This is a genomic window from Thermophagus xiamenensis, from assembly GCF_900112795.1.
Taxonomy (GTDB): Bacteria; Bacteroidota; Bacteroidia; order Bacteroidales; family Marinilabiliaceae; genus Thermophagus; species Thermophagus xiamenensis.
The window spans coordinates 100,121-124,534 of record NZ_FONA01000010.1 but is presented as its reverse complement, the minus strand read 5'-3'; the positions used below and the strand labels follow the sequence as shown (position 1 = coordinate 124,534).

General features: G+C 39.7%; 13 protein-coding genes and 1 CRISPR repeat array. Of the genes, 5 read left to right on the top strand and 8 right to left on the bottom strand.

Annotated elements, in window-relative coordinates:
* Positions 1–116: 116 nt before the first annotated feature.
* Both BM130_RS07815 and BM130_RS07810 read left to right on the top strand, forming a co-directional pair.
* Complete coding sequence (locus tag BM130_RS07815; protein ID WP_010527223.1) at positions 117–1,604, top strand: arabinan endo-1,5-alpha-L-arabinosidase; 1,488 nt, start codon at positions 117–119, stop codon at positions 1,602–1,604.
* A gap of 110 nt (positions 1,605–1,714) precedes the next feature.
* The gene (locus tag BM130_RS07810) at positions 1,715–2,824 is read left to right on the top strand and encodes an aldose epimerase family protein (protein ID WP_010527222.1); all 1,110 of its coding nucleotides are present in this window, start codon (positions 1,715–1,717) and stop codon (positions 2,822–2,824) included.
* A gap of 706 nt (positions 2,825–3,530) precedes the next feature.
* On the opposite strand, the gene BM130_RS07800 is transcribed toward BM130_RS07810, so the two are convergent.
* The 3 genes from BM130_RS07800 to BM130_RS07790 form a co-directional block, all read right to left on the bottom strand.
* Positions 3,531–7,010: an ATP-dependent helicase gene (locus BM130_RS07800; RefSeq protein WP_010527220.1), complete on the bottom strand. Its 3,480-nt coding sequence runs from the start codon at positions 7,008–7,010 to the stop codon at positions 3,531–3,533.
* Between the two features lie 11 nt (positions 7,011–7,021).
* A complete protein-coding gene (locus BM130_RS07795) occupies positions 7,022–9,217 on the bottom strand; it encodes a S9 family peptidase (RefSeq protein WP_010527219.1) in 2,196 nt (731 codons plus the stop codon).
* A 989-nt stretch (positions 9,218–10,206) separates the two neighbouring features.
* Entirely contained in the window at positions 10,207–11,379 is a 1,173-nt protein-coding gene (locus BM130_RS07790; RefSeq protein ID WP_010527218.1) for an MFS transporter, read from the bottom strand.
* Between the two features lie 386 nt (positions 11,380–11,765).
* On the opposite strand from BM130_RS07790, the gene rbp reads away from it, so the two are divergent.
* Positions 11,766–12,068 carry an RNA-binding regulator gene (gene rbp / locus BM130_RS07785; protein WP_010527217.1) on the top strand — a complete coding sequence of 101 codons (303 nt, stop codon included), beginning with the start codon at positions 11,766–11,768 and terminating at the stop codon, positions 12,066–12,068.
* Positions 12,069–12,167: 99 nt separating this feature from the next.
* On the opposite strand, the gene BM130_RS07780 is transcribed toward rbp, so the two are convergent.
* Positions 12,168–12,629, bottom strand: a complete 462-nt coding sequence (locus BM130_RS07780) for a NanQ anomerase/TabA/YiaL family protein (RefSeq protein WP_010527216.1) — start codon at positions 12,627–12,629, stop codon at positions 12,168–12,170.
* Positions 12,630–13,488: 859 nt separating this feature from the next.
* Here BM130_RS07780 and kamA point away from each other — a divergent pair.
* Both kamA and ablB read left to right on the top strand, forming a co-directional pair.
* Positions 13,489–14,811: a lysine 2,3-aminomutase gene (kamA, locus tag BM130_RS07775; RefSeq protein WP_010527215.1), complete on the top strand. Its 1,323-nt coding sequence runs from the start codon at positions 13,489–13,491 to the stop codon at positions 14,809–14,811.
* Positions 14,771–15,640, top strand: coding sequence for a putative beta-lysine N-acetyltransferase (gene ablB / locus BM130_RS07770; protein ID WP_237706112.1), 870 nt, complete (start codon positions 14,771–14,773; stop codon positions 15,638–15,640). The genes kamA and ablB overlap by 41 nt, the downstream gene beginning before the upstream one ends.
* Positions 15,641–16,967: 1,327 nt before the next feature.
* On the opposite strand, the gene rsgA is transcribed toward ablB, so the two are convergent.
* From rsgA to cas1, 4 genes are all read right to left on the bottom strand, one after another.
* On the bottom strand, positions 16,968–18,023 hold the full coding sequence (gene rsgA / locus BM130_RS07760) for a ribosome small subunit-dependent GTPase A (protein WP_010527213.1): 1,056 nt from the start codon (positions 18,021–18,023) through the stop codon (positions 16,968–16,970).
* Between the two features lie 486 nt (positions 18,024–18,509).
* Positions 18,510–19,769, bottom strand: coding sequence for a hypothetical protein (locus BM130_RS07755; RefSeq protein WP_010527212.1), 1,260 nt, complete (start codon positions 19,767–19,769; stop codon positions 18,510–18,512).
* Between the two features lie 1,210 nt (positions 19,770–20,979).
* Positions 20,980–22,999: direct repeats of the CRISPR family, unit length 46 nt; unit sequence GTTGTGAATTGCTTTCAAAATGTATTTTTGTAGTATTGCTGACAGC.
* Positions 23,000–23,103: 104 nt separating this feature from the next.
* On the bottom strand, positions 23,104–23,436 hold the full coding sequence (gene cas2, locus BM130_RS07750) for a CRISPR-associated endonuclease Cas2 (RefSeq protein WP_029626551.1): 333 nt from the start codon (positions 23,434–23,436) through the stop codon (positions 23,104–23,106).
* Positions 23,420–24,358 carry a type II CRISPR-associated endonuclease Cas1 gene (gene cas1, locus BM130_RS07745; protein ID WP_010527210.1) on the bottom strand — a complete coding sequence of 313 codons (939 nt, stop codon included), beginning with the start codon at positions 24,356–24,358 and terminating at the stop codon, positions 23,420–23,422. The genes cas2 and cas1 overlap by 17 nt, the downstream gene beginning before the upstream one ends.
* Positions 24,359–24,414 lie beyond the last annotated feature (56 nt).

Genomic DNA, 24,414 nt, shown 5'->3' with positions numbered 1-24,414 from the left:
AATTCGCAGATTACAGACCCAAAAGTAATATACCACACGGTTGGAGGATGTTTTCAGCAGGGAATGAATTTCTTTCAAAAACTCATTAATTTACATAACCCCCAAATTTTACACAAATGAGATTAACTTCATTTTTTTCGTCTGTTACAGTAGTTATTTTTATTTTCGTAATTGCAGGCTGTTCTTCAAACATTAAAAAAAATAATCCTTTCCCTACCGTAGGCAATAACCCATATGAAGATGATTATTCTTCATATACTTCCCTCAGTAATCGACATAAATGGGGTCCTTACAATGTGCACGATCCTTCAATAATCAAACATAACAACACTTATTATTTATATTCAACCGATGCCATCTACCGACCTCGCGGAATTAAATTCAATGATGATACTATCCGTCCGGGAAATATCCAAATGAGAAGCTCCCATGACCTGATAAATTGGAATTTTGAGGGTTGGGCACTTCCGGAAATTCCCCAAGAGGCGGTAATCCATGTCCGTAAACACAATAAGGGTGAAGGGGCCACGAACATTTGGGCACCTCATGTCAAAAAGGTAGGTAATGAATTCAGAATGTATTATTCCGTATCTGCGTTTGGAACCAATTCATCCTATATTGGATTGGCAACGGCACCTCATCCACTGGGACCATGGAAACACAAGGGATGTGTGATTAAAACCACACCTAATGACAAGATGAATGCCATCGATCCTTCTGTAGTTACCGATGCCAAAAATGGTAGAATGTGGATGCATTATGGCTCCTTTTTTGGAGGCCTATATTGTGTAGAGCTGGATCCACAAACCGGATTCATCAAACATGAAGGAGATAAAGGACATCTGGTTGCTTCGAGAGCAAATCTAAAAACGCACAACCTTGAGGCTCCTGAAGTAATATATAATCCGAAAAATGAGAAATATTACCTCTTTGTTTCTTATGACGCTTTGTTCACTTATTACAATGTTCGAGTTGGTCGGGCAGACCAGCCTCAGGGACCCTATTTCGATTACTTTGGAAAAAATTTAAGTGATACTACCGATAATTTTCCAGTTTTGACACATAGCTACCGATTTGGCAATCATCCTGGTTGGTCGGGCAACGGACACTGCGGCATTCTTAACGATAACGGAAAATTTTATATGGTTCACCAGGGAAGGTTGGCACCCTCCAATTTGATGATGCTTTTACATGTCCGGGAAATATTTTGGCTTCCTGATGGTTGGCCGGTAGTATCACCCCAACGATATGCCGGTACGGATCTAAAAAAAATATCAAGCCGCGAAATCCCTGGACAATGGGAAATTATTCAACTTGATGAAAGAGCTCCTATATCAGACCTATGGCAGGGGCAAATTCCGCCCGGAGGATGGAGATACACCCCTAAGGCTTTTAACCTGGCCGATACAGTTAAATTTCTGACTAATGGCTCTACTACCTCACACTTATACAAATCGTGGCGAATTAAAAATAATATCCTTTATATCAACAACTATCCTCATGCCATTTTCCGTGGGTGGGATTGGGAAAATAAAAAAACTACCATTCTTTTTTCAGGAATTTCTGAAAATGGGTTCTCTTTTTGGGGAAAAAAGATAAATTAGTGCTTTGAAAAGTAAAATTTACTCATAATTGGCATTCTTTGTTCATACAAGCTAAGTAGTTTGTTTCTAATAGTATTGTTTCATTTTAATTACTATAAATTTTTAACATTATGAAGCACTATCTTCTTTTTTCCATTACCTGGATTCTCACGCTTGGCATCTTTAGTTGTCAAGCTCCGACACAATCGGGCATTGAACAGCAAAGCTGGGGCAAACTCCCCAACGGAGAACCTGTCGATTTATTTAAACTTACCAGTACTACAGGTCTCGAAGTAAAAATTTCCAATTTCGGTGGAATCATAACGGCCATTAATGCACCCGACAAAAACGGCATCAAAAAAAATGTGGTCTTAGGTTTTGATTCCATTGAACCCTATTTAAGAGGTCGTAATTTCTTCGGAGCATTAATTGGTCGCTATGGCAATCGCATAGACAAAGGACAATTTACCCTTAATGACAGCACCTATCAGCTATCAATAAATGACGGTGTTAATCACCTTCATGGTGGTACCAACGGTTTTGATCAGAAACTTTGGAAAGCCCAACCCATTAACAATCCCCAAGCACCGGCCCTAAAGCTCAGTTATTTTAGCAGGGATGGTGAAGAAGGTTATCCCGGAAACCTGGAAGTTACGGTTATTTACACACTGAAAGGCGACAGTCTGTTTATTGAGTACACTGCTACCACCGACAAGCCTACTCCGGTAAATCTTACCAACCATGCCTTTTATAATCTGGGTGCTGAAGGCCTCATTCTGGATCATATTCTGACAATTAATGCCGACCATTATACCCCTGTCGATTCTACATTGATTCCTACCGGCGAAATTGCTCCTGTACATGGAACTCCTTTCGACTTCACCAAACCTTATGAAATAGGTGCACGTATCGATCAGGTTCCGGGAGGATATGATCACAATTTTGTGTTAAACGAAAGCAGCAAAGAAGGTTTGAAGTTTGCAGCCCGACTGGAAGATCCACAAACAGGACGTACCATGGAAATTTATACTCAGGAACCTGGATTACAGTTCTATTCCGGAAATTTCCTTGATGGATCCATTCGTTCCGGCAATTTCGTCTTTGAACAGTACTCGGCTCTTTGCCTGGAAACGCAGCATTTTCCCGATTCCCCAAACCATGATAATTTCCCTTCCACCATTCTCAATCCTGGTGAAACATACAACACAAAAACGGTCATGGTCTTTGGTGTGAATAAATAGGTGAAATTAAATCAAAACCCCGAACAGGACCTTTCCCGTCGGGGTTTCTCTCTTCAGGCAACTTCACTTCCTTCAAAAACCCAAAGAAAAGATTATTAATTGCGTTAATGGCAATCGCAATTTCCGCCACAGCTGCACTCATGTTCATGTCCTTCATCATTTTTGCAGCCACAATTTCCGCCACATCCACATTGATGTTCGTGTGAATTTACTACGTAACTATACCCTTGTGATGTGCTTTGTTCGCTGTGTTGTCCCATATTTAACCATTTTTTTGTTTCTGTATCTGCAAAGAAAAGAATAAAAACCGAAATATACAAGACAAATTTATCCGAAATTAAAACACACTGATATTCTTTTTATTATCCTTATTCCTCTCTATTCAGTCAGGATATCTATTTTAAAATATTTAGGCAGAAGTGTACAGGCAGAAGGTAGAAGAAGTCAATAGTCATTAGTGATTAGTCAATAGTAAATTGTTAACAGTCATTAGTGACTAGTGTTGATTAACTAATGACTAAGGACTAACCACTAATAGCTAATCACTAACCATATACTACTCTAATTCATTTATTTTAATAATTTAATACCAATAAATTACAGAACAATTTAAGAATGAGATGCAGTAGTTACTGCAATTGTAAGTTTCTACACAAAAGGAAGTACAAAGAAAAAATTGATGGATGCTAATCTTTTCTCAAAACCATCAATTTTCCAAAATGGCGGCGGCCCCTTCCTTATAATAACCACCTTTCTCACGTATAAACTCAATTAACTGTCCATAAATCTCATCGTATCGCAAAACCGCTTCATTCCCGGTGATAATGATTTGTTTTCGTGCGCGGGTAAGCATAACATTCAATTTTCGGTCAACCATTACGTGTTTAACCTCTTTCCCGTTACTTTCATGAAACACCACCCTGCTTTGAGCCATAAAATCTAACTGCGACGGGCTATTCATACATAATGAAATCAAAATAAAATCTTTTTGACTACCCTGATAACGTTCAACCGTATCTATTTGGATAGCATCGAAAAAATCGAAGCCACAAGCTTCCATCTCTTCACGGATGCCTGCAATCTGATTTCGATAGGGCGTTATAATTCCAACTTTATCAATAACTTCCTGCGAACTTTGAAGCCGGTGGATTTTCATCAATTCACCCAACACACGGCAAATAACCTGTGCTTCAACCGTATTGTGTTTTTCCGGTATTTCACGAATAAAAAAAGCAGAAGGAATAAAAATCATACGGTGCCGCTGTAACCATTGTGAGAATGGTCCTCCATCACTATAATCGGAAATCAATGGTTCCTTTTGATGCGGCAGTCCGGCAGGTTTCAACTTATTACCGTAAAAAAAGCGATTGGAAAATTGTGCCAATTCCGGATGCATACGTCCCTGGAATGTCAATTCACCCCAGGCATGATGCCATCCATTTTTTCTGCATATCCACAACAAACGTTCAAAATAGGAATTCCGCCGGTCGAAGAGACCTATCTCATGCAAATGAACATCGTCAACCTTAGATTCGTTGGGCGATTGTGCCACAACAGCCGGCAATTGACGTTCATCACCTATAAGAACAAAGCGGTCGACTCTGCTCAATAATGGCAATATATTAGGCTCCAAAATCTGAGAGGCCTCATCCACTATGGCGATATCAAACTTTTTCAATTCAAAAAGCTCCTGTTTCCCCAATACAGAGGATAAGGTCCCTACATATAAGCGCGTTTTTTCTATTAACCGACGAATCTGTAATCTCGTCTCAACACCTTTGATTTTTCTATCCAGCAAAAGGTCTTCATGTTTGGGGTCACAGCCCAATGATGAGCCTATCCTTATTATTTCATCGTTCACAATACCCCTTACCGATGAACACATCTCATCAACAGCCCTGTTGGTATAACTTACCAGTAAAATATTCAGAGCAGTGCATTGAACCAACTCTTTAACAAGTCGTTGTAAAAAAAGATTGGTTTTTCCTGTTCCGGGCGGACCAACCAGCAAAAAATAGTCTCCTGCATTCCAGGCGGCAGACAGCACTCTGTTTTGCTCTCTTCTACTTGCTTCCAAAAAGTGGTTTTCGGAAGGTGCCACAAATTCCTTTTCCGGCAAATTAAAACTTCGAGGTTCACGCAACCCCAAAAGTAGTGCCCGACGATTGGATGGCAATTTGAGAAATTCATGCAACCCTGATTGCATCTGCTCAAAATTGTTATCCAGGCTATCATGCTCCAACCCCCAGTACTCATATGTCTGAAAATATTCCAGCGAACTCTGCTTTTGCCGTAAACGAACCGTTACCTCCTCGTTGGTAATCTGTTGAATGGTACATTTCATTACCCTATGTTGAGTAGCCAGCAACCGCTCCGAGTTATGCGGATATAGCACACATATATCCCCTCTCCGGAAATTGACAAACCGGCTTTTTTTATCGTCAGGTCGGCTTAGTGTTATGGAAGCTTCCGGTCGATTGGCATGATTAATTTTAATTTTAAGATGACGTAATTCATTGAACCGGTCTTCATCCGTAAGGTCTGTTTTGTTCCATAGTGCCGACAAACCTTTGGAATACTCTCCATCACCAACCTTACTCAATATTTTTTCTCGACTGATGAATGACGAAAAGGCAAAATAATACTGACGCTCCAGGTCCGAGATTTGTTCCAATATTACCTTTTTGGTATCCAGAAATTTGGAAGTAAACCAGGAAAATTTCCTATCACCGGGATTTAACCCATATTTACCCGCATCAAGACTTTGGAAAAAGGATTCAAAAAAGTGATACGGCGACTTATCGCTGGCCATCCGATACTCCCAGGCCACAATTTGATTCCGCACATTAATGATTTCGCGCTCTATACTTTTAAAATGTTCCACATATCGTAATGCCTGACCCCATTCAGATGAAGAAGAATAAAGTACTGCATTAAATATTTTTTGCGGGGGATAGCCCAAAACTCTTTGTGCCATCATGTTGTACATGCGCACCTGGGCAGAATGGTCCTCGGCAACAGCACTGGGATTATTGTATGAAAATCGTAATGACCCGGATTTTAATTCAATGATTTTGGCTAGATAATGGTGATTCTGCGATGGCGACTCATCAAACAGGTCCATACGTCCTTGCAGGCCTAACTCAGGACTCATCAGCGATACCTCAAGGTTGCTTTTGGTACGGCTTACCGGCCGGTAATCACCTTTTACAAATTCTTCGTCAACCACCCTCCGAATGTTGGCATATTGCTCTTTCAACTCCTCAAAATAAGCTTTGTCAATATCACTGAGAGAGGTATAGGGCAGCGGAAACGTCAGAAAAGAGGCTTTTAAAACCTTATCATAATCTTTCTTTTCATTAGGTTGTTCATTGACCAGCTCATCAAAAAACATATTGGCCACATTTCCTTTATGAATGGCTTTGTTCAGCCGCCGTGGTTCAAAGCGGTCGACAAAATACAACTCAAAGGCACGAATTTTCTTACCCCTGATATTTTGGAAACACCTGGCAATAGCGGTAACATCCACCAAATAGTCGGGTTCCAGAACAATCAGGCCGGGCACTACGGTACCATCCTCGTTACGATGAGTTTGCAATAACTGCAGCTGCTGGCCGGGCTGCATGAGCTCTACCGACGGTGTTAGTTCCCGGTTTTGGTCCTGTACATCATACAACACCACTATTGGCGAGGCATCTCCTCCATCGGGCTGAACAAGCAACTCTTTCTTTGCTTCATTCTTTTGTAGAAGAATTCCCCTGAAGCCTTCCCGATTAATATGATATTTCTTCTTTTCTGTTTCGGCAATTTCTTTTCCCTCAAAAAGCTTTCTCACATCAACCGGCACCTCGGTAGAAAAAAAATATCCATAGGCTTCGGCAACTACTTTTAGTTCTCTCAGATATTCCTTTTTCCCCGGACGATAATGCTCTTTAATTACCTTATTGGAAAAAATCCGAAAAGCATGCAATCGTTTTTTTCGGGCCTCGCCTACCGACATCTTATTGCAAACATAATTTAGCCGGCCGAAAAAATTCGAAAAGGTTATTCCGTCTTCCCGACTCAACAAACGGCAACACTGTTCCAGAGAGGCCCGCAAACGCTGTATCTTCTCATTTAGTGCTAAAGCATCGTTTTCATCAATGGCGATTAATTCATCAAAGAAACGACGCGCTACGTCAGTCATGCCGTACACTCTTACAAATTCTCGAAAATATATTGACTCATCATGGTAAACAAATGATGCCGGGTATTACCACCATAAATGGAATGGTTACGGTTGGGATAAACAAACATATCAAATTGTTTTCCGGCCTGAATAAGCCTTTCGGCATATTCCATGGTATTTTGAAAATGAACGTTGTCATCTGCCGTGCCGTGAATAAGGAATAGTTTACCGCTCAATTTATCTGCCAGGTTAATGGGACTATTGTCATCATATCCCCGCGGATTCATTTGTGGTGTTCTTAAAAAACGTTCGGTATATACTGTGTCGTAATAACGCCAATTGGTTACCGGCGCCACAGCTATTCCAATTTTAAAGAGGTCTGACTTGCTTAAACAGAGCGACGTCATATAACCGCCAAAACTCCATCCCCATATTCCAATACGTGAGGCATCTACATATGGTAATTGAGCCAAATAGCGCGCTGTCTCTATCTGGTCATCCGATTCGAAGCGTCCCAGCTGCAGGTAAGTAGATTTTAAGAACTCCTCACCTCTGGCGCCCGTTCCCCGGCCGTCAACGGTCACAATAAGATAACCTTTAGTGGCAAGATAATATTCCCAGTTCATGCCCCATTGGTCGAACACCTCTTGCGAACCCGGCCCGCTGTATTGGCTCATAAGCACAGGATATTGCCGGCTTTCATCAAAGCCTAGGGGTTTTATCATATAGCCATTAAGCTCAACACCTTCGGAAGTAGTAAAAGTGAAAAACTCCTTTTGCGGGACACTGTATTGCTCTAATTTCTCTTTAAGGTCACTATTATCTTCCAGCACCCGAATCAATTTACCTTTATTATCATAAACAGCAATCTGCGGCACTTCCCGGGCTGTTGACCACGTATTAACAAAATAGCGGAAATTACTGCTAAACTCAGCTTCACTGTACCCTCCCTCGGGTGAAAGCCGTGTGATTTCCTTACCCTCCATATCCACAGCATATATTTCGCGTTTCAGGGGTGATTCTTTTCCCGCCTGAAAGTAAAACATCTTTTTCCCGGCATCAAATCCATAAAAATCAGTAATTTCCCACTGACCTGATGTAACCTGTCTAACTTTTATCCCGGCCATGGTATAGAGGTGAATATGGTTGTAACCATCTTCCTGACCCACATAAACAAAATGTTTCCCATCCGGTAAAAACCGAATGTTATCTAATACATTTTCGGGAATATATTGCGGTTCGCGAATGGTTAAAAGAGTATTACAAACCCCCGAATTAGGATTGGCAACCATAAGTTCCAGCTCGTTTTGTAAACGGTTCAGTTTTATGATGCCCAATTTATTGGGGTCGTAACTCCACCGCAGGCGCGGGATATAGGCATCGGAAAGGTCACCCGCATCCATGGTTTTAATGGTCCGGTTTTTCACATTAAAAACGTGCACCGATATCTTTGAATTTTTTTCACCCGCTTTGGGGTATTTATATTCATAACGACCGGGATACAGAGCATATTCTTCCCGCTCGGGATACATACCCTTATATAACGGAAAACTATATTGCTTCACTTCCGATTCATCGAACCGCACAAACGCCAAATTCTCGCTGGTGGGCGACCACTCCATGGCACAGTTATAACCAAACTCTTCTTCATAAACCCAATCGGGAATACCATTGATGATTCGGTTCTTTTCACCATCTTCGGTAACGGCACTGGTGGTGCCAAAGCGCAGTTTTTTTAAATAAATGTTGTTATCTTTCACATAAGCAACCATCTGGCTGTTAGGTGAAAACAACGGAACCTGCTGCTTCCCCTCATCCGCAAGCGGCAACAATTCTTTATATTTTAAATCATAAACATAGTACCGCGCCAGAAACGAACGCCGGTATATTCGCTCCACATCATTATAAACAAGTATTTTGCTCTCATCGGGGCTAAAAGTATAACCAACGACATGTTTTACCGAGTCGGGATTTTTTTTAACCTTTTCGATATCAAAAATAACTTCTACCTGTTTCCCCGTTTTGTAGGAATATTTCACAATTTTAGTCCCGCCATCTTCCAGCGTGGTATAATAGTTACCATCGTTCATAGACCGAAGCCCGGTAATGGATTTGGGCCTAAAGGTTCCTTTTACGGTAAAATCCTCTAACTCTACCGTTTTGGTTTGTGAAAAAGCCCATATACTGCAAAGCGAAAGAAAAAGGATAAAAGTTATTCGTTTCATATTTTTGATTTGTTTGTATTTTTCTCAACTAATTGAACGAGGAGGGGTTAGTCAATAGTCATTAGTGGTCAGTGATTAGTGATTAGTCTATTGACCTAATAGCCTATCAACCTAATAACCCTATCAACCTAATAGCCTATCAACCTAATGGCCTATCAACCTAATGGCCTATCAACCTAATGGCCTATTGACCTATTAACCTACCGGCCTGTGTCTTTTTTTGTGGCAAAGGTCGTCATCCTCGTTCTAAAAAAAAATTTAATTATACCCCGCATTTTGCTTAAAGTGCGGTAAAATATTCAGTTCTGCCTGTGGTATGGGTAACTAAAACTTTCCGTCCCCGGCATTTCCTCATCATCTTTACAGGAAATTAAAAGCAAAGGCAACAACAAAATAATTAGAATAATTTTTTTCATGACTTAAGATTTGGTTAGCATTGCCACGAATTTATTGAAAATCCCACAAAAAAAAGAACCATTTTATCAAAGTATCCAACAAAAAATGAAGTGAATAGTCATTAGTCATTAGTGATTAGTTAATAGTCATTAGTCATTAGTCTATTGGCATGTTTGCCTAACTGCCTGATGGCGCCAGCCGGGGAATGGCGGCAGAATGGTAAGACAGAAGCCAGAGGTCAGAAGCCACATGACTGAAGGCGGAAGATAGCATCCTACCATAAAAAATAGATTCTTAGACTTTTAGATTTAAGAAATAAGATGAATATTTCACGGAAACATCCATTTTATATCAGCAAATCAGCATATTAACAAATCAAATACTAGATATTTAGATTTTTAGATGCAAGATTTAAGATGAATATTTCACAGAAACATTCTTTTTTATTAGCACATCAACAAATTAGCATATTAGCAAATTAGCACATCAATCCCCTTCAATCCCCTCAATCCCTTCAATCCCCTCAATCATAAAAGCCTATTGGTCTATCGGCCTAACTTCCTAATGACCTAGTGGCCTAGTAGCCTAACAGCCTATCTCCCTACCGGCCTAATCATACTCACAAATGCAAGCACACAAAGCGCCGACGCTACCAACATCGAAGGCTGATAGCTGCCAAATATATCGTGCAGCCAACCTCCCGTATAAGGGCCGGCAATTCCGGAAATGCCATAGCCTAAAAATACCAACGGATAAATTTTCCCCAAATTGTCTAACCCATAGATTTGTGCCGTCTCTTTGGCGTATATCACGAAATTTGCTCCGTAGCTAAAGCCTGCTCCAAAGGCCATGGCCAAGTAAAACACCGAATCGAGAGCAAAAAGACCTATCATTAGTGTTACCACGCCGGTAAGTATGAGCGACAAGGGCATCAGTATCTTTCCGGAAACCAAATCATTGAGCCAACCCCAAAACAGCCGGCCTGTAAAATTGGCAAGGGAAAAGACCGTTATCCCCAGCACAAGTATTGTTTCATCAATGGGATACTGACCACCAATAGGTTTAAGATTTCCTATTATAAGCAGTCCGCCAAACGTGCCGATAAAAATCCCGAAGAATAAACGAAGAAACTTAACATCTTTAATAAGTCGCTTCATAGGCATCAATGGTGATAAAGTTTGTCGGGCAGCAGGACGTCGGAAAAAAAAGGATGCCACCAACAACAAAATGCCCTTAATTACTCCCATCACCAGAAAAATCCTCGTTAAAGCAGTTCCATCGGCCAGAAAACCTTCTACAATAAGCGACTCAATAATAGCCCCACCACCGAAACCCGCCGATACCAATCCGGTGATAAGTCCTTTACGAGCGGGGTACCACTCTACCGGTATAGATATTGAAATTAAATATCCCACGCCGGTACCTACACCTGCCAGTAACGAAAGACCAATAAACATTATCCCAAAGCCGGGCCCCATTATGCCCGCCAAAACATATCCCAAACCATATATTATTGCTGCAGCCATTGCCAGTTTTGAAGGCCCCCAACGCCCTAACAGCGGACGAGCTATTACCATGGCTACGGTAAATATGCCTATCAATACACCAAATATCAACTGTGTTTGTCCGGTACTGTACCCATGCTCCATAATGAGCCGGGGTACATAAATACTCCATGCATAAATTGTTCCCAGTACAAGCATTGTAATTACGGCGGCTAACACCGTTAGTAATCCTTTCAACTTCATATTAACTTTTATTACCATAAAATTTACTTATTTTATTGATATATTGACTTTTAAAGTTAGTCATTAGTCATTGGTGATTGGCCTATCACCCTAACAGCCTGTCAGCCTATTAACCTAATAATCTAATAACCTAATAACCTATTAACCTATTAACCTATTAACCTGGTAGCCTATTGGCCTGGTAGCCTATTGACTAATATTTCTCGTTTTATTTATACAATTTTTACACATGGAAATAACCGATAAACCAAAAAAAAGTTGTTACTTTGCATAAAATAGATTTTATTCTGTTTGGATATGCTTCCGGCAGATAGATTGTAGAGCAACTTCTTTTTCAGCAAATTGCCATTACATCACTTCTATTCAATTAAATTATTTTTTTACTTATTACACGTTTAAATTTTATGAATCTTTTTGTAGCTAAATTAAGCGCCGCCACCACAAGCGACGACTTAAATGAATTATTTGCCGAATACGGCGAAGTAGTATCTGCCAAAGTAATAATGGACAGAGAAACCGGAACCTCCAAACGTTTCGGATTTGTGGAAATGAAAGACGAAGCTGCCGCCATGAAGGCCATTAAGGACCTGAATGAATGTCTCTTCGATAACAGCCCCATCGTGGTTAAGAAGGCACGACCGAAAGGTGAAAACCGAAACAACCATTCTTACGGGAATAACCGCGATAGAAGTTTCAGAAGATACTAATTGAGCATAGCGGAAGAAACATAAAATCTCTTCCGCCTTTTGTTTTTGTGCCACACCATCATTGGTGTGAGTTTATGTTCTGCAGGTGGATTGAGCTTTTTAAGCATCCACCTTTATTTTTGCCACCAATTTTTTGACCGTAGAGGGTTTTCCCTCAACAGCTACCATGGCTTTATGAATTTCCTCAGGGAAGAAAATCACAAAACCTCCTTTGGGATAATTTACTTTCATACCTTCCCCATCTTCAAAGAAAGTGCAATCTTTTTCAGCATCATAGGGCACTTTTACTTTCATTTTATTCTCTTCGGCATATTTTATAATCTCCTCACCTTCCAACAAGTAGTGAACGTCGATATATCGCTGATGCGATTCCCACACCGCTTCCGATTCCGCCATTGTGGATTGTTCAATAGCATTCACGAACACATCATCACCCTTAAGCTCAATTTTTCCTTCTTTAAATTCGGAAATATCAAAATTCTCAAGGTAATCTAAAACTATTTCCAACGCCGGATGAATCATATAATACCGTGCGGCATTCTCGAAAGTATCAATAATCATTTATTTCGTTTTTTTGGTTTATATAGTAGTCCATCATTAGTGGTTAGTGGATAGTTAATCTGCCGACCTTCCTCGCTTCTTCTCCCCCAAACCTATCAGCCTAAAGTCTATCAGCCTAATAACCTATCAACCTATCGACCTAATAACCTATTGGCCTATTTGCCTAACAACCTATCGGCCTATCAACCTATTAGCCTATTGGCCTAACAACCTATCAACCTATTGGCCTAATAACCTAATAACCTATCGGCCTAACAACCTATTGACCTATCAACCTATCGACCTAATAACCTATTGACCTAACAACCTATTGGCCTATTGGCCTATCAACCTATTGGCCTATTGGCCTAACAACCTATTGGCCTATTGGCCTAACATCCTGTTGCAAATATCTGAAAAAAAATCGGCATACGTAAAAAACTGCAAAAGAACGACACAAAATTTAGGCCTTTTTCCGGCCGGCTAAAACCGGAAGCCGGAAGTTAAGAAATTAAAAACTTCAGAATATATTAATGCAATTGAATACCTCACACAAATCACTATAAACTAATCACTAATGACTAATGACTATTAACTAATCACTATTAACCAATCACTATCAACCAACACACAACAACCTACTTTTCAATAATATACATATTGTAATTAAAATAAAACACGACAACAATTCATAAATTTTTATTATATTTGTATTATAAAAGACAATCTGAGCTTCATAAATATAAAATTAATTTAAGTAATTGGCCGAATGCAACTCGCTTGACCTAAAATTTATAAATGCTTTTATTTTGACAAGCATTCCTGTTCATATTCGTTTCATCCAAAGATTAGCCGTCATGCAAACCAATTCCATAATCATATGTCTATTTTTACAGCCAAACAACAACGCATTGCCAACAAAATTGATTCATCTTCAGAACTATCAAATTGGCGCGACTGGCGATGGCACCTAAAACATTCCATACGTACCATTGAGAAGTTTGAAGAATTAACCGGCATTAAATTTTCTGATGAAGAAAAACAACAGCTGGAAAATACCAAAAACAAATTCCCTCTGTCCATTACACCTTACTATTTGTCGCTCATCAAAAAAGAAAATTTTCGTAACGACCCAATCTATAAACAAGCCTTCCTCGACCAAAGAGAGTTAAACATCACCCAATACGAAATGGGCGACCCTTTGTCCGAAGACCGCGACAGCCCCGTTCCGGGTCTCACACACCGATACCCCGACAGAGTGTTGTTTCATGTCAGCAATGTGTGCGCCATGTATTGTCGTCACTGTACCCGAAAACGAAAAGTTGGCGATAAAGATTTCGTACCCGACAGGTCTCAAATACAATTGGGACTCGATTACATTCGCAATACGCCTCAGGTCAGAGATGTCCTGCTCTCGGGCGGCGACCCTTTCCTCCTATCCGACGATTACCTGGATTGGATACTCACTGAGCTACAAAACATTGAACATGTACAGGTAGTGCGAATAGGCACCCGTACGCCGGTAGTTTTACCTTATCGCATCACCGATAATTTAGTAAATATGCTGAAAAAGCATCATCCGCTGTGGATAAATACACATTTTAACCATCCCAGAGAGATTACCTCCTCTTCGAAGGAAGCCCTGCGAAAATTGGCCGATGCCGGCATTCCTCTTGGCAATCAGTCGGTTTTATTGGCTGATGTTAACGATTGCCCGCGAATCATGAAGGACCTTGTACACAAGCTGGTGGCCAACAGGGTTCGTCCCTATTATTTGTATCAGTGCGACCTGTCCGAAGGTCTTTCTCACTTCCGCACCCCGGTAGGAAAAGGTATTGAAATTATTGAAAGTTTAATTGGTCACACCAGCGGCTTTGCCATCCCTACCTACGTCATCGATGCTCCGGGTGGCGGCGGTAAAATTCCCGTCATGCCCAATTATATTATTTCATGGTCAACCAACAAAGTGATTCTTCGAAATTACGAAGGGGTGATAACATCCTATCAAGAGCCGGAACATTACCATACCGCAACCTGTCATCTCAATTGCAGCCAATGTAATCTGGACCTCGACCTGGATGAGGGATGCGAAGACAATGCCATTGGCATTGAAAAGCTCCTTTCCGATTATGACGATGCCATATCTCTCATCCCGTCAGATAATGAACGCATTCAACGAAGAGATGAGCATGGACAAAAGTGAAAAAATCGGGCAGTCAATCATTCAACACGGAAAGGGTAGTAACCGTATCTATCTGATGGATTTCTCGCCCGCCGATTTTCCCGATATCATTCATGAAATGGATGTTTTAGCAGAAGATAACGGCTACGGCAAATCTTTTGTTAAGATACCGGCCCATTATTCGCCCCTTTTTCTGCAGGCAGGTTATGAAACCGAAGCGGTGGTACCCAAATTTTACAGCGGACAAGAGGACGCACTTTTTATGGCCAAATATTTTGACCCGTTACGCCGCAGGCTAACCTCAAACGAGCTGAAACGCTTTCAAAAGCTGCTGTTATCAAAGGGAAACACGGATATTCATCCTTTAGATGCTTCGTATCAACTAAAACTTCTGACAAAGGATGATGCACACCAAATGGCCGAACTCTTTTCTCAAGTCTTTGAGAGTTACCCCTTCCCTGTTTTTGACCCATCCTTTTTAAGACATGAAATGACTGCAAACACCGTTTATTTTGGTGTCTTTCATAATTCTGAGTTGGTGGCCATCAGCTCGGCTGAATGCAACCCCAAATATAAAAATGCCGAAATGACCGATTTCGCCGTCCTCACATCACAACGAGGGAAAAAAATTGCATCACACCTGCTGCGCGCAATGGAACAATTCCTGATTGAAAAGGGATATCTGACTTTCTATACCATCGCCCGACTAAATTCACCATCCATGAACAAAACCTTCATGAACCTAAATTATTCCTATGCCGGAACTCTGGTCAACAACACACAAATTGCAGGACAAATTGAAAGCATGAATGTTTGGTATAAAAACCAAATAAGGCGGTTAGGCTGTTAGGCCATTGGGCCATTAGGCCATTAGGCAGTAGAATGTTAGGCTAATTTTTTTGCACGCAATTTATATCCATCATATATCTATATATTTCAACTTATATCTTTTTTATAATTCTAGCTTCTGGCATCTGGCTTCTAATTTCCGGCTTCTGATTTCTGGCTTCTGTGCCACTCTCTGTTCATTATTTCACAGTGTTACACAGTGGATACACAGTGTTTCACAGTGTATAAATGCCTATCGCTTCGCGACCACATTTTTAAAGCATTAGACAATTAGAGCCGTGGCTATTTATATCTACTTTATTTCTATTTATTTCAAATTATATCCTTTAATCATTTCCAGCTTCTGGCATCTAGCCTCTGGCTTCTGTCTTCCGGCTTCCGCGCGCCGGCGCTCTCCCTTCAGGGGGTTGGGGGGTGAGCGTAAGAGACTTACAACTGCCCTCACACTTCTAATCAATCGCCTATTGGCCTAATGACCTATATTCTTCCGCCGCTCTGCGGCTACCTTCCGACCATCCAACCATCTCACCATCCTACTCTAAATGTCATGCCTACGGCATTTCCTGAATATTGTTAACCCCTTTCTACCAAAATATCATGCCTAACGGCATTAAAAAAAATTCACAATCAAGCTTACTTTATGCCCAATATTTGGCGCCGTCAGGTGCCTGATGATAGGCCAATAGACTATTAGGCCATTGGGCGGTTAGGCTATTAGGCTGCTAGGCCATTGGGCCATTGGGCCATTAGGCCAATAGGGGGTTAGGCTGTTAGGCTAATTTTTTTTGCACGCAATTAACATCCATCTTATGGCTACCTATATCTACATTATTTCTATTTATTTCAACCTATATCTTTATTTGGCTCCGTCAGGTGCCAGATTATGGTAGATTTTGATTGCAGATGGTATCGAAACGCCGTAGGTGTGACACATTTTATCTCATTTCGAAAATTATGATTTTTATCTCTTTGTCTCTCTCTGTTCATTATTTCACAGTGTTACACAGTGGGTACACAGAGTTTCACAGTGTTATTTTTGGATTGGATTACTTTGCAGAAATTCTTATCAATACCGGTTGCACCCATGGACTTTAATCCGTAAAGCCTTTAAACTGCAACCATAACACGCTGACCTCGAAAAGGTCAAATATCTTTAGAAAAAAGTTTGTTCCATCATGAACCCCCGAAAGGGGACGCACAAAAAAAGTTAATTTGGGTTTTTCTATTTTTTGTTTTGGCCGAAATCGGAAGGCGTTTTTGCGGTGGGCCATTATAATTTATCTGTTTTTTAGGTGTTAGGGTTGCCGGGACAGGCTATACGATTAAAATTAGAAATTCGTTTTACGTTTCTTTACTTCTTTAACCATTTTTGCCAGCGATTTCCCTTTTTTACGTTTTTCATGTTCCGATGTAGAAAAATGCCATGCTTCACGGCGAAGCTTTAGATAGCTGTCATAAACTTTCTTGTCTAACTTGCCCTTGTTTACTGCTTCTAATACTGCACATCCGGGTTCATTGATATGTTCACAATCATTGAAACGACACCCTTTAGCATAGAAGGATATTTCCAGAGCCTCTCCAACCGAATCAGGATTGTCTACAGCCAAACCAAATTCACGAACACCCGGTGTGTCGATTAAAACGCCTGAACCGTCCATCAAAATCATTTCCCTACGCGTCGAGGTGTGCCTCCCTTTTCCCGTTGATTGGCTGATGGCGGATGTGACCAATAACGATTTTTCGCAAAGTGCATTTATCAATGAACTTTTCCCGACCCCTGAAGAACCAACAAAAACAACCGTTTCACCCATTGTTATATATTCCCGCAGTTGCAAAATGGTTTGGGGTTGATGAATACTCGTGTAAATCACAGGCATTTGACGAGCTAAATTTTTTATGGATTCATTTATTTTTTCTCTATCAGCCCCCAAATCGACTTTATTGAGTACCAAAATGGGATTGATGTTGGCTTCCAGTATTTGAACCATGAAGCGCTCAGCTCTCCGAACATTGAAATTATTATCAAGGCTTTGTACAATAAATGCCTTATCAACATATGAAGCAATGGCTTGTTTTCCGGAAACGCTCCCACTTTTCTTACGATACAAAGTTCGTTCACGTGGTAGTATATCAACTATAATCCCTTTATTTTCATCAAATGGTTGAAAAATAACCCAATCACCTGTACAGGGTAATTCAAAATCCGATTTCCCATACATCATATTTCCCGTCAGTTCGCACTGGAAAAGACCGTTTTCGGAAACAACATCGTAGCAGGTCCGGTGCACAATGGATATTCGACCATGAGGAAGCTCACGGTGCATGGATTCTTTTTTAAGTTGCTTTAACTTTTCATTCCAACCATACAAATTTAAATTAATCATTGTTTTACCCCTTTTACGTTGTAAAATACATAACCAACCCCCGTGTTAGGAATTTCCGAATCCTTAACAACGACCTTAGTGGAATTTTAAACCTTTAATTTAAGAATAAACTGTTGAAATGCTACTCACAATTTTTTTCTACAAAAGTATCATGCCTAACGGCATTTAAAATTCCTGTGAAAGCATTTTCATAGAACAATGTTCGGCACCGTCAGGTGCCAGATAATAGGCCAATAGGCCATTGGGCCATTAGGCCGCTAGGCAATAGAATGTTAGGCTAATTTGGTAACACTTAATTTACATCTATCATATATCTATTTATATCTACTTTATTTCTATTTATTTCAACTTATATTTCTAGCTTCTGGCTTCTGGCATCTGGCTTCTAATTTCCGGCCTCTGGCCTCTGGCTTCTGACTTCCGGCTTCTAATATACAAATAGCCTATCTACCTATCGCTCTCGCATACGGTTAGTACGCGTAATTACTATTTTAATTCAAATATAAACGGCAAAACAAAAGTCACAAAGATGGTCCAAACGGCATATACAGGTAAATATTTGGAAATTGTCAATTCTACTGTTTTAATGTCATTCTCCTTAAATCCAACCTTATACAAATCAAGCATTATTAAAACCAGATGTCCAAATATCAATAGATTGGAACCTAAAACCGCAGTTCTATTTGGCGTAAAACCAAATTCTCCCAATCTGTAAAGTATGGCTGACAGCGCTATTAAATCTATTATCAGCGTGACTATTGACAAGATAAATAGTGTCAACTCATTAAAACTCCGTCTCCTATTTTCCGATGCCTCAGATACCGAGAATACAATGATTCCCATAACACCTAAAAGCATTATATTGAAAACAACAAGAAAGTCTCTGTCATTATAGGGGTCTTTCCCTGTATTGACGACAGTAATCAGGTAGATAATTAGAGTAATAAGAACCAAAGGACTAAAAATAGTCGCAATTATTGGAGCAAGCTTATTGGTTACTGAAGGGAAATTTTTAACGATATACGTTGCAACAATAGGAGATGAAACAGCCCCAATAATCACGATATTCTCGAAATAAAATTCCTCAATATTTAAATCGATGGCCGAAAATAAGCCAATAGTTATGACGGTTAATATGCCGCCGGCCACCAAGATTATGGCTGTCAGAATAGCTATATCGCCATTGTACTTAATGTAATCAATCCTTTTTGTTTTGTCCTTTATATCAAAGTCAATAAAAATCAAACCATAAAAACACCATAAAAACAAAGGTAAATGTAAATAGGCTAAATTTATTGAATCACTGTCTCGATTGGAGGGCAATAAATTGATGTATATAGCAGATAAACCAAAGACTATAATTGATGTTATTTGGTGCTTATAATTAATCTGCATTTTTGTAAGAAATGTATACGCCGACAATCCCAAAAACAATATTAACCCGGCATTTTTTTCATAGAAGAAATAGTCGTTCAGTTCTACATTAAATATTTGAGGTATTTTGATTAAAAAACCGGTGACGAAACAAGTAATTATCAGAAAATAAACATCCGTCTTTCTGGTTCCCGATTTGGCTTCACTCCGAGCATCAAATTCTAATCTTACTTTCCAAAAATCAGCTATTTTAGAATCTGCAATTTCCGGATAAATGCAAAAGAATGATTTTTCGAAATTCTTCTTGTCAGCTCGATACAATTTTTCAAGTTGCTCCGGATTATCAATACTTTCTTTAATCTTTGTTTCCATTATTTTACTTACTATGTTTATTCTTATTGCTTGCTAAGGTATATACTTCCTTTTAACGTTTAATTCCTTTACAAGTCAATAAAAACAATATTGTAAATATTTTAACATAACGAAGATACATAAAAAATCATAAATGACAGACAAATAATAACCGGCAGAATATTTTTGATAAATTGCTTCATAGAGAAAGCTAGATGTAAGATTATTAGATATAAGACTAGAGTTGTTCGTGGCAATTTGTTCCGGGTGACCACTCTGCCGCCCCTCCGGGGCTAAAATTCAAGGCCAATAGGCCATTAGGCGGTTAGGCTATTAGGCTGCTAGGCAATAAGACCATTAGGCCATTAGGCAGTAGAATGTTAGGCTAATTTGGCAACACAATCTTATATCCATCATATATCTACCTATATCTATTTATATCTACTTTATTTCTATTTATTTCAACTTATATCCTTTAATCATTTCCAGCTTCTGGCGTCTAGCCTCTGGCTTCTGACTTCTGATTTCCAGCCTCTGGCCTCTGACCTCTGGCTTCCGGCTTCCGCGCGCCGGCGCACCCCCTTCAGGGGGTTGGGGGGTGAGCGTAAGGGACTTACAACTGCCCTCACCCTTCTAATCAATCTCCTATTGGCCTATTTTCCTAATGACCTAATGGCCTAAATTCTTCCGCCGCTCTGCGGCTACCTTCCGACCATTCAACCATCTCACCATCCTACCCTAAATGTCATGCCTACGGCATTTCCTGAATATTGTTAACCGCTTTCTACCAAAATTTCATGCCTAACGGCATTAAAAAAAATTCACAATCAAGCTTACTTTATGCCCAATATTTGGCGCCGTCAGGTGCCTGATGACAGGCCAATAGACTATTAGGCCATTGGGCAGTTAGGCTATTAGGCAATAAAATGTTAGGCTAATTTTTTTGCACGAAATTAACATCCATCTTATGGCTACCTGTATCTACATTATTTCAATTTATTTCAACCTATATCCTTATTTGGCGCCATTAGGTGCCTGATTATGGTAGACTTTGATTGCAGATGGAATCGAAACGCCGTAGGTGTGACACATTTTATCTCATTTCGAAAATTATGATTTTTATCTCTGTGGCTCTCTGTGTTCATTTTTTCACAGTGTTACACAGTGGGCACACAGAGTTTCACAGAGAAATGTTAGAGATATAGATTTTAGATTTTTAGATGTAAGATTTTTAGATAATTGCTTTCAAAATGTATTTTTGTAGTATTGCTGACAGCCTGTCCTTATATTTCCGTTTATCTGCTCGTGTTGTGAATTGCTTTCAAAATGTATTTTTGTAGTATTGCTGACAGCAAAGTTGGGAGCATACGCTGCGGGTTAAAAGTTGTGAATTGCTTTCAAAATGTATTTTTGTAGTATTGCTGACAGCAAAGTTGGGAGCATACGCTGCGGGTTAAAAGTTGTGAATTGCTTTCAAAATGTATTTTTGTAGTATTGCTGACAGCAGGTAGTTCATGGAGATGTGCAAGAAATAAGTTGTGAATTGCTTTCAAAATGTATTTTTGTAGTATTGCTGACAGCTAGAACTTCAAACAGAGCTGGCGAGACTTGGTTGTGAATTGCTTTCAAAATGTATTTTTGTAGTATTGCTGACAGCTAATAACTGAAAGCGGAGTTACGGCTACTAGTTGTGAATTGCTTTCAAAATGTATTTTTGTAGTATTGCTGACAGCTGAATATACAGGTGACTATCCGGAGAACCTGTTGTGAATTGCTTTCAAAATGTATTTTTGTAGTATTGCTGACAGCCCCACCAACCGCAATCAGCGCATAAGGCAGGTTGTGAATTGCTTTCAAAATGTATTTTTGTAGTATTGCTGACAGCGGAGGGCAATTGATTATGGCATTACCAATAGTTGTGAATTGCTTTCAAAATGTATTTTTGTAGTATTGCTGACAGCTACTCAAAAAGATTAACTGATTTAATTATAGTTGTGAATTGCTTTCAAAATGTATTTTTGTAGTATTGCTGACAGCAGAGCCACCAGATTTAAAAGACCCAGAAATGTTGTGAATTGCTTTCAAAATGTATTTTTGTAGTATTGCTGACAGCTATTTTTACACGCTCAACTTCATTCCACCGTTGTGAATTGCTTTCAAAATGTATTTTTGTAGTATTGCTGACAGCATATTACGAAGGCACTTGGTTGGGAACTGAGTTGTGAATTGCTTTCAAAATGTATTTTTGTAGTATTGCTGACAGCGGCCTTTTGTATGAGGATGTAACAGCTGAAGGTTGTGAATTGCTTTCAAAATGTATTTTTGTAGTATTGCTGACAGCTAAACGCATTTTCTTTTATTTTCCATAATGTTGTGAATTGCTTTCAAAATGTATTTTTGTAGTATTGCTGACAGCCAAAAGACTACAAATGGTGGTTCGAGTTGGGTTGTGAATTGCTTTCAAAATGTATTTTTGTAGTATTGCTGACAGCAACAAAGAAATCAGTAGTAGCAAAGGAGGTGTTGTGAATTGCTTTCAAAATGTATTTTTGTAGTATTGCTGACAGCAGAAAAAATTAGGAAAAAGGTTTTAGGTAGTTGTGAATTGCTTTCAAAATGTATTTTTGTAGTATTGCTGACAGCAATGTAGGTATTGGAACAATGAGTGCCACTGTTGTGAATTGCTTTCAAAATGTATTTTTGTAGTATTGCTGACAGCCTTTCCACACATAATCATCAGTTTTTTTAGGTTGTGAATTGCTTTCAAAATGTATTTTTGTAGTATTGCTGACAGCATTCATAATATTTTATTTTACCTGTGTTTAGTTGTGAATTGCTTTCAAAATGTATTTTTGTAGTATTGCTGACAGCTTCATGGTATTAAAATTTAGACATTGCATAGTTGTGAATTGCTTTCAAAATGTATTTTTGTAGTATTGCTGACAGCGGATTTTAGCGTCTCACAGTACTAAAAAGGGTTGTGAATTGCTTTCAAAATGTATTTTTGTAGTATTGCTGACAGCGTTTTGGACCATATGCCCGCCGCAAAAGAAGTTGTGAATTGCTTTCAAAATGTATTTTTGTAGTATTGCTGACAGCCAAAGATATAAACCTAATGTTATTGTTTGTGTTGTGAATTGCTTTCAAAATGTATTTTTGTAGTATTGCTGACAGCATGCTTTATAATTAGAATCATAATACTTGTGTTGTGAATTGCTTTCAAAATGTATTTTTGTAGTATTGCTGACAGCATACCACGCCATTAAAACTTGAATTTCAATTATTTATCTTGAAATTTAGAATTAAAAAATGGCTATTAAAAACATTAAAAAGCCCGGTTTCCCGGGCTTTTTTTTCAGAATAACTCCAATTGCATGTATGGGGTTTCTTTCTTTTCGGTTTCTTTACCGTAGAAAAGTTCCATATCCCCGAACTGTTTATCGGTTACTCGCATGATACCCACATGACCTTTGGGTGGCAAAAAGCTCTTAACTCTTTTGATATGCACATCTGCATTTTCGCGACTGGGACAATGGCGTATATAAATGGAAAACTGAAACATCACAAAACCATCATTCAGCATCTTCTTTCGAAAAGTGCTGTAGATTTTGCGATCTTTTTTAGTTTCCGTTGGCAAATCAAAAAATACCATGACCCACATAATCCTGTATTCATTTAGTCGCTCCATAAGCGCCAATTAATTGGGGATATGAAATTTTACGTCTGGTTCCTTCAAAACAACTATACAATGAAGCCGTTGTCTGCGAAACAGCCACCATCAACGGACTTCGTTTTCCGTTTATCAACACGTCCACCTGGGGAATACTCAACAAATGCCACTTGGCCTCTTTTCCAAGGCGAGTGTAGTCTATTCCGGCATTCATTATATCCAACACCACCTTATCCACAAAGGGACGGTATGGTTCCATAATATCGTCGGCCAAACAGTAGGCATTGTACCGGTTGTGATGATGTATGCCCAATGTCGGCAACAAACCCGAAGATACCAGCGAACGGGCCACAACAGCACGCAGTATGGCATATCCGTAATTCAGCAGATTGTTGGGCGGTGCCTCTTCCCTGCCCCGTTTAAATCCAGGGATATCAAATATATTGGCCCAGTAATAAGCCGCTGCTCGGGCCTCATGGTTCTCGCTATCACCCGACGTTACTTTAGACGCCCAGAAGTGCATATTTTCAGTGTTGATATCTCTGGGTATCATTTCCAATAACGCAGCCTGATTTTTTATTTTAGCCCGAATGGTTTGTTGCCAGAGCTGTTTGCGCAAAGGCACCGATGCCGATATTTGGTTCGTAAACCGTTCCTTTTGTACCGAGTTGCCGGACAATGGCATCATAAGTCCCTGCGGCATGTGTGACTCATCACACGTCACTATGGCGCAATTATTTGCCAACAATTTTTCAACCAAAGCATGAGTTATGGTTATCTGTTTATGGTCAAGAATCACCACCCCAATATCTTCTATGGGGATGGTGTTGCGGCCTGACTGGTCGTCAAGGCCTTTCGCATCCGGAAAATTTAAAACCAACTGACTGTTCCGCATACTCAAATAGGCAGGATTGCCAAAGTATAGTGTTTTTTTAATCATAATGATTCTGAATTAAAACCCCAGACCCATCCAAGCCTTTTCACTTTAAACCCACT

Bases quoted from the DNA above. Each gene is read 5' to 3' on its own strand.
- ablB (WP_237706112.1), top strand. From the start codon at position 14,771: ATGAACGCATTCAACGAAGAGATGAGCATGGACAAAAGTGAAAAAATC.
- BM130_RS07790 (WP_010527218.1), bottom strand. From the start codon at position 11,379: ATGGTAATAAAAGTTAATATGAAGTTGAAAGGATTACTAACGGTGTTA.
- cas2 (WP_029626551.1), bottom strand. From the start codon at position 23,436: ATGGAGCGACTAAATGAATACAGGATTATGTGGGTCATGGTATTTTTT.
- BM130_RS07810 (WP_010527222.1), top strand. From the start codon at position 1,715: ATGAAGCACTATCTTCTTTTTTCCATTACCTGGATTCTCACGCTTGGC.
- BM130_RS07800 (WP_010527220.1), bottom strand. From the start codon at position 7,010: ATGACTGACGTAGCGCGTCGTTTCTTTGATGAATTAATCGCCATTGAT.
- cas1 (WP_010527210.1), bottom strand. From the start codon at position 24,358: ATGATTAAAAAAACACTATACTTTGGCAATCCTGCCTATTTGAGTATG.
- rsgA (WP_010527213.1), bottom strand. From the start codon at position 18,023: ATGATTAATTTAAATTTGTATGGTTGGAATGAAAAGTTAAAGCAACTT.
- BM130_RS07780 (WP_010527216.1), bottom strand. From the start codon at position 12,629: ATGATTATTGATACTTTCGAGAATGCCGCACGGTATTATATGATTCAT.
- BM130_RS07815 (WP_010527223.1), top strand. From the start codon at position 117: ATGAGATTAACTTCATTTTTTTCGTCTGTTACAGTAGTTATTTTTATT.
- BM130_RS07795 (WP_010527219.1), bottom strand. From the start codon at position 9,217: ATGAAACGAATAACTTTTATCCTTTTTCTTTCGCTTTGCAGTATATGG.
- kamA (WP_010527215.1), top strand. From the start codon at position 13,489: ATGTCTATTTTTACAGCCAAACAACAACGCATTGCCAACAAAATTGAT.
- BM130_RS07755 (WP_010527212.1), bottom strand. From the start codon at position 19,769: ATGGAAACAAAGATTAAAGAAAGTATTGATAATCCGGAGCAACTTGAA.
- rbp (WP_010527217.1), top strand. From the start codon at position 11,766: ATGAATCTTTTTGTAGCTAAATTAAGCGCCGCCACCACAAGCGACGAC.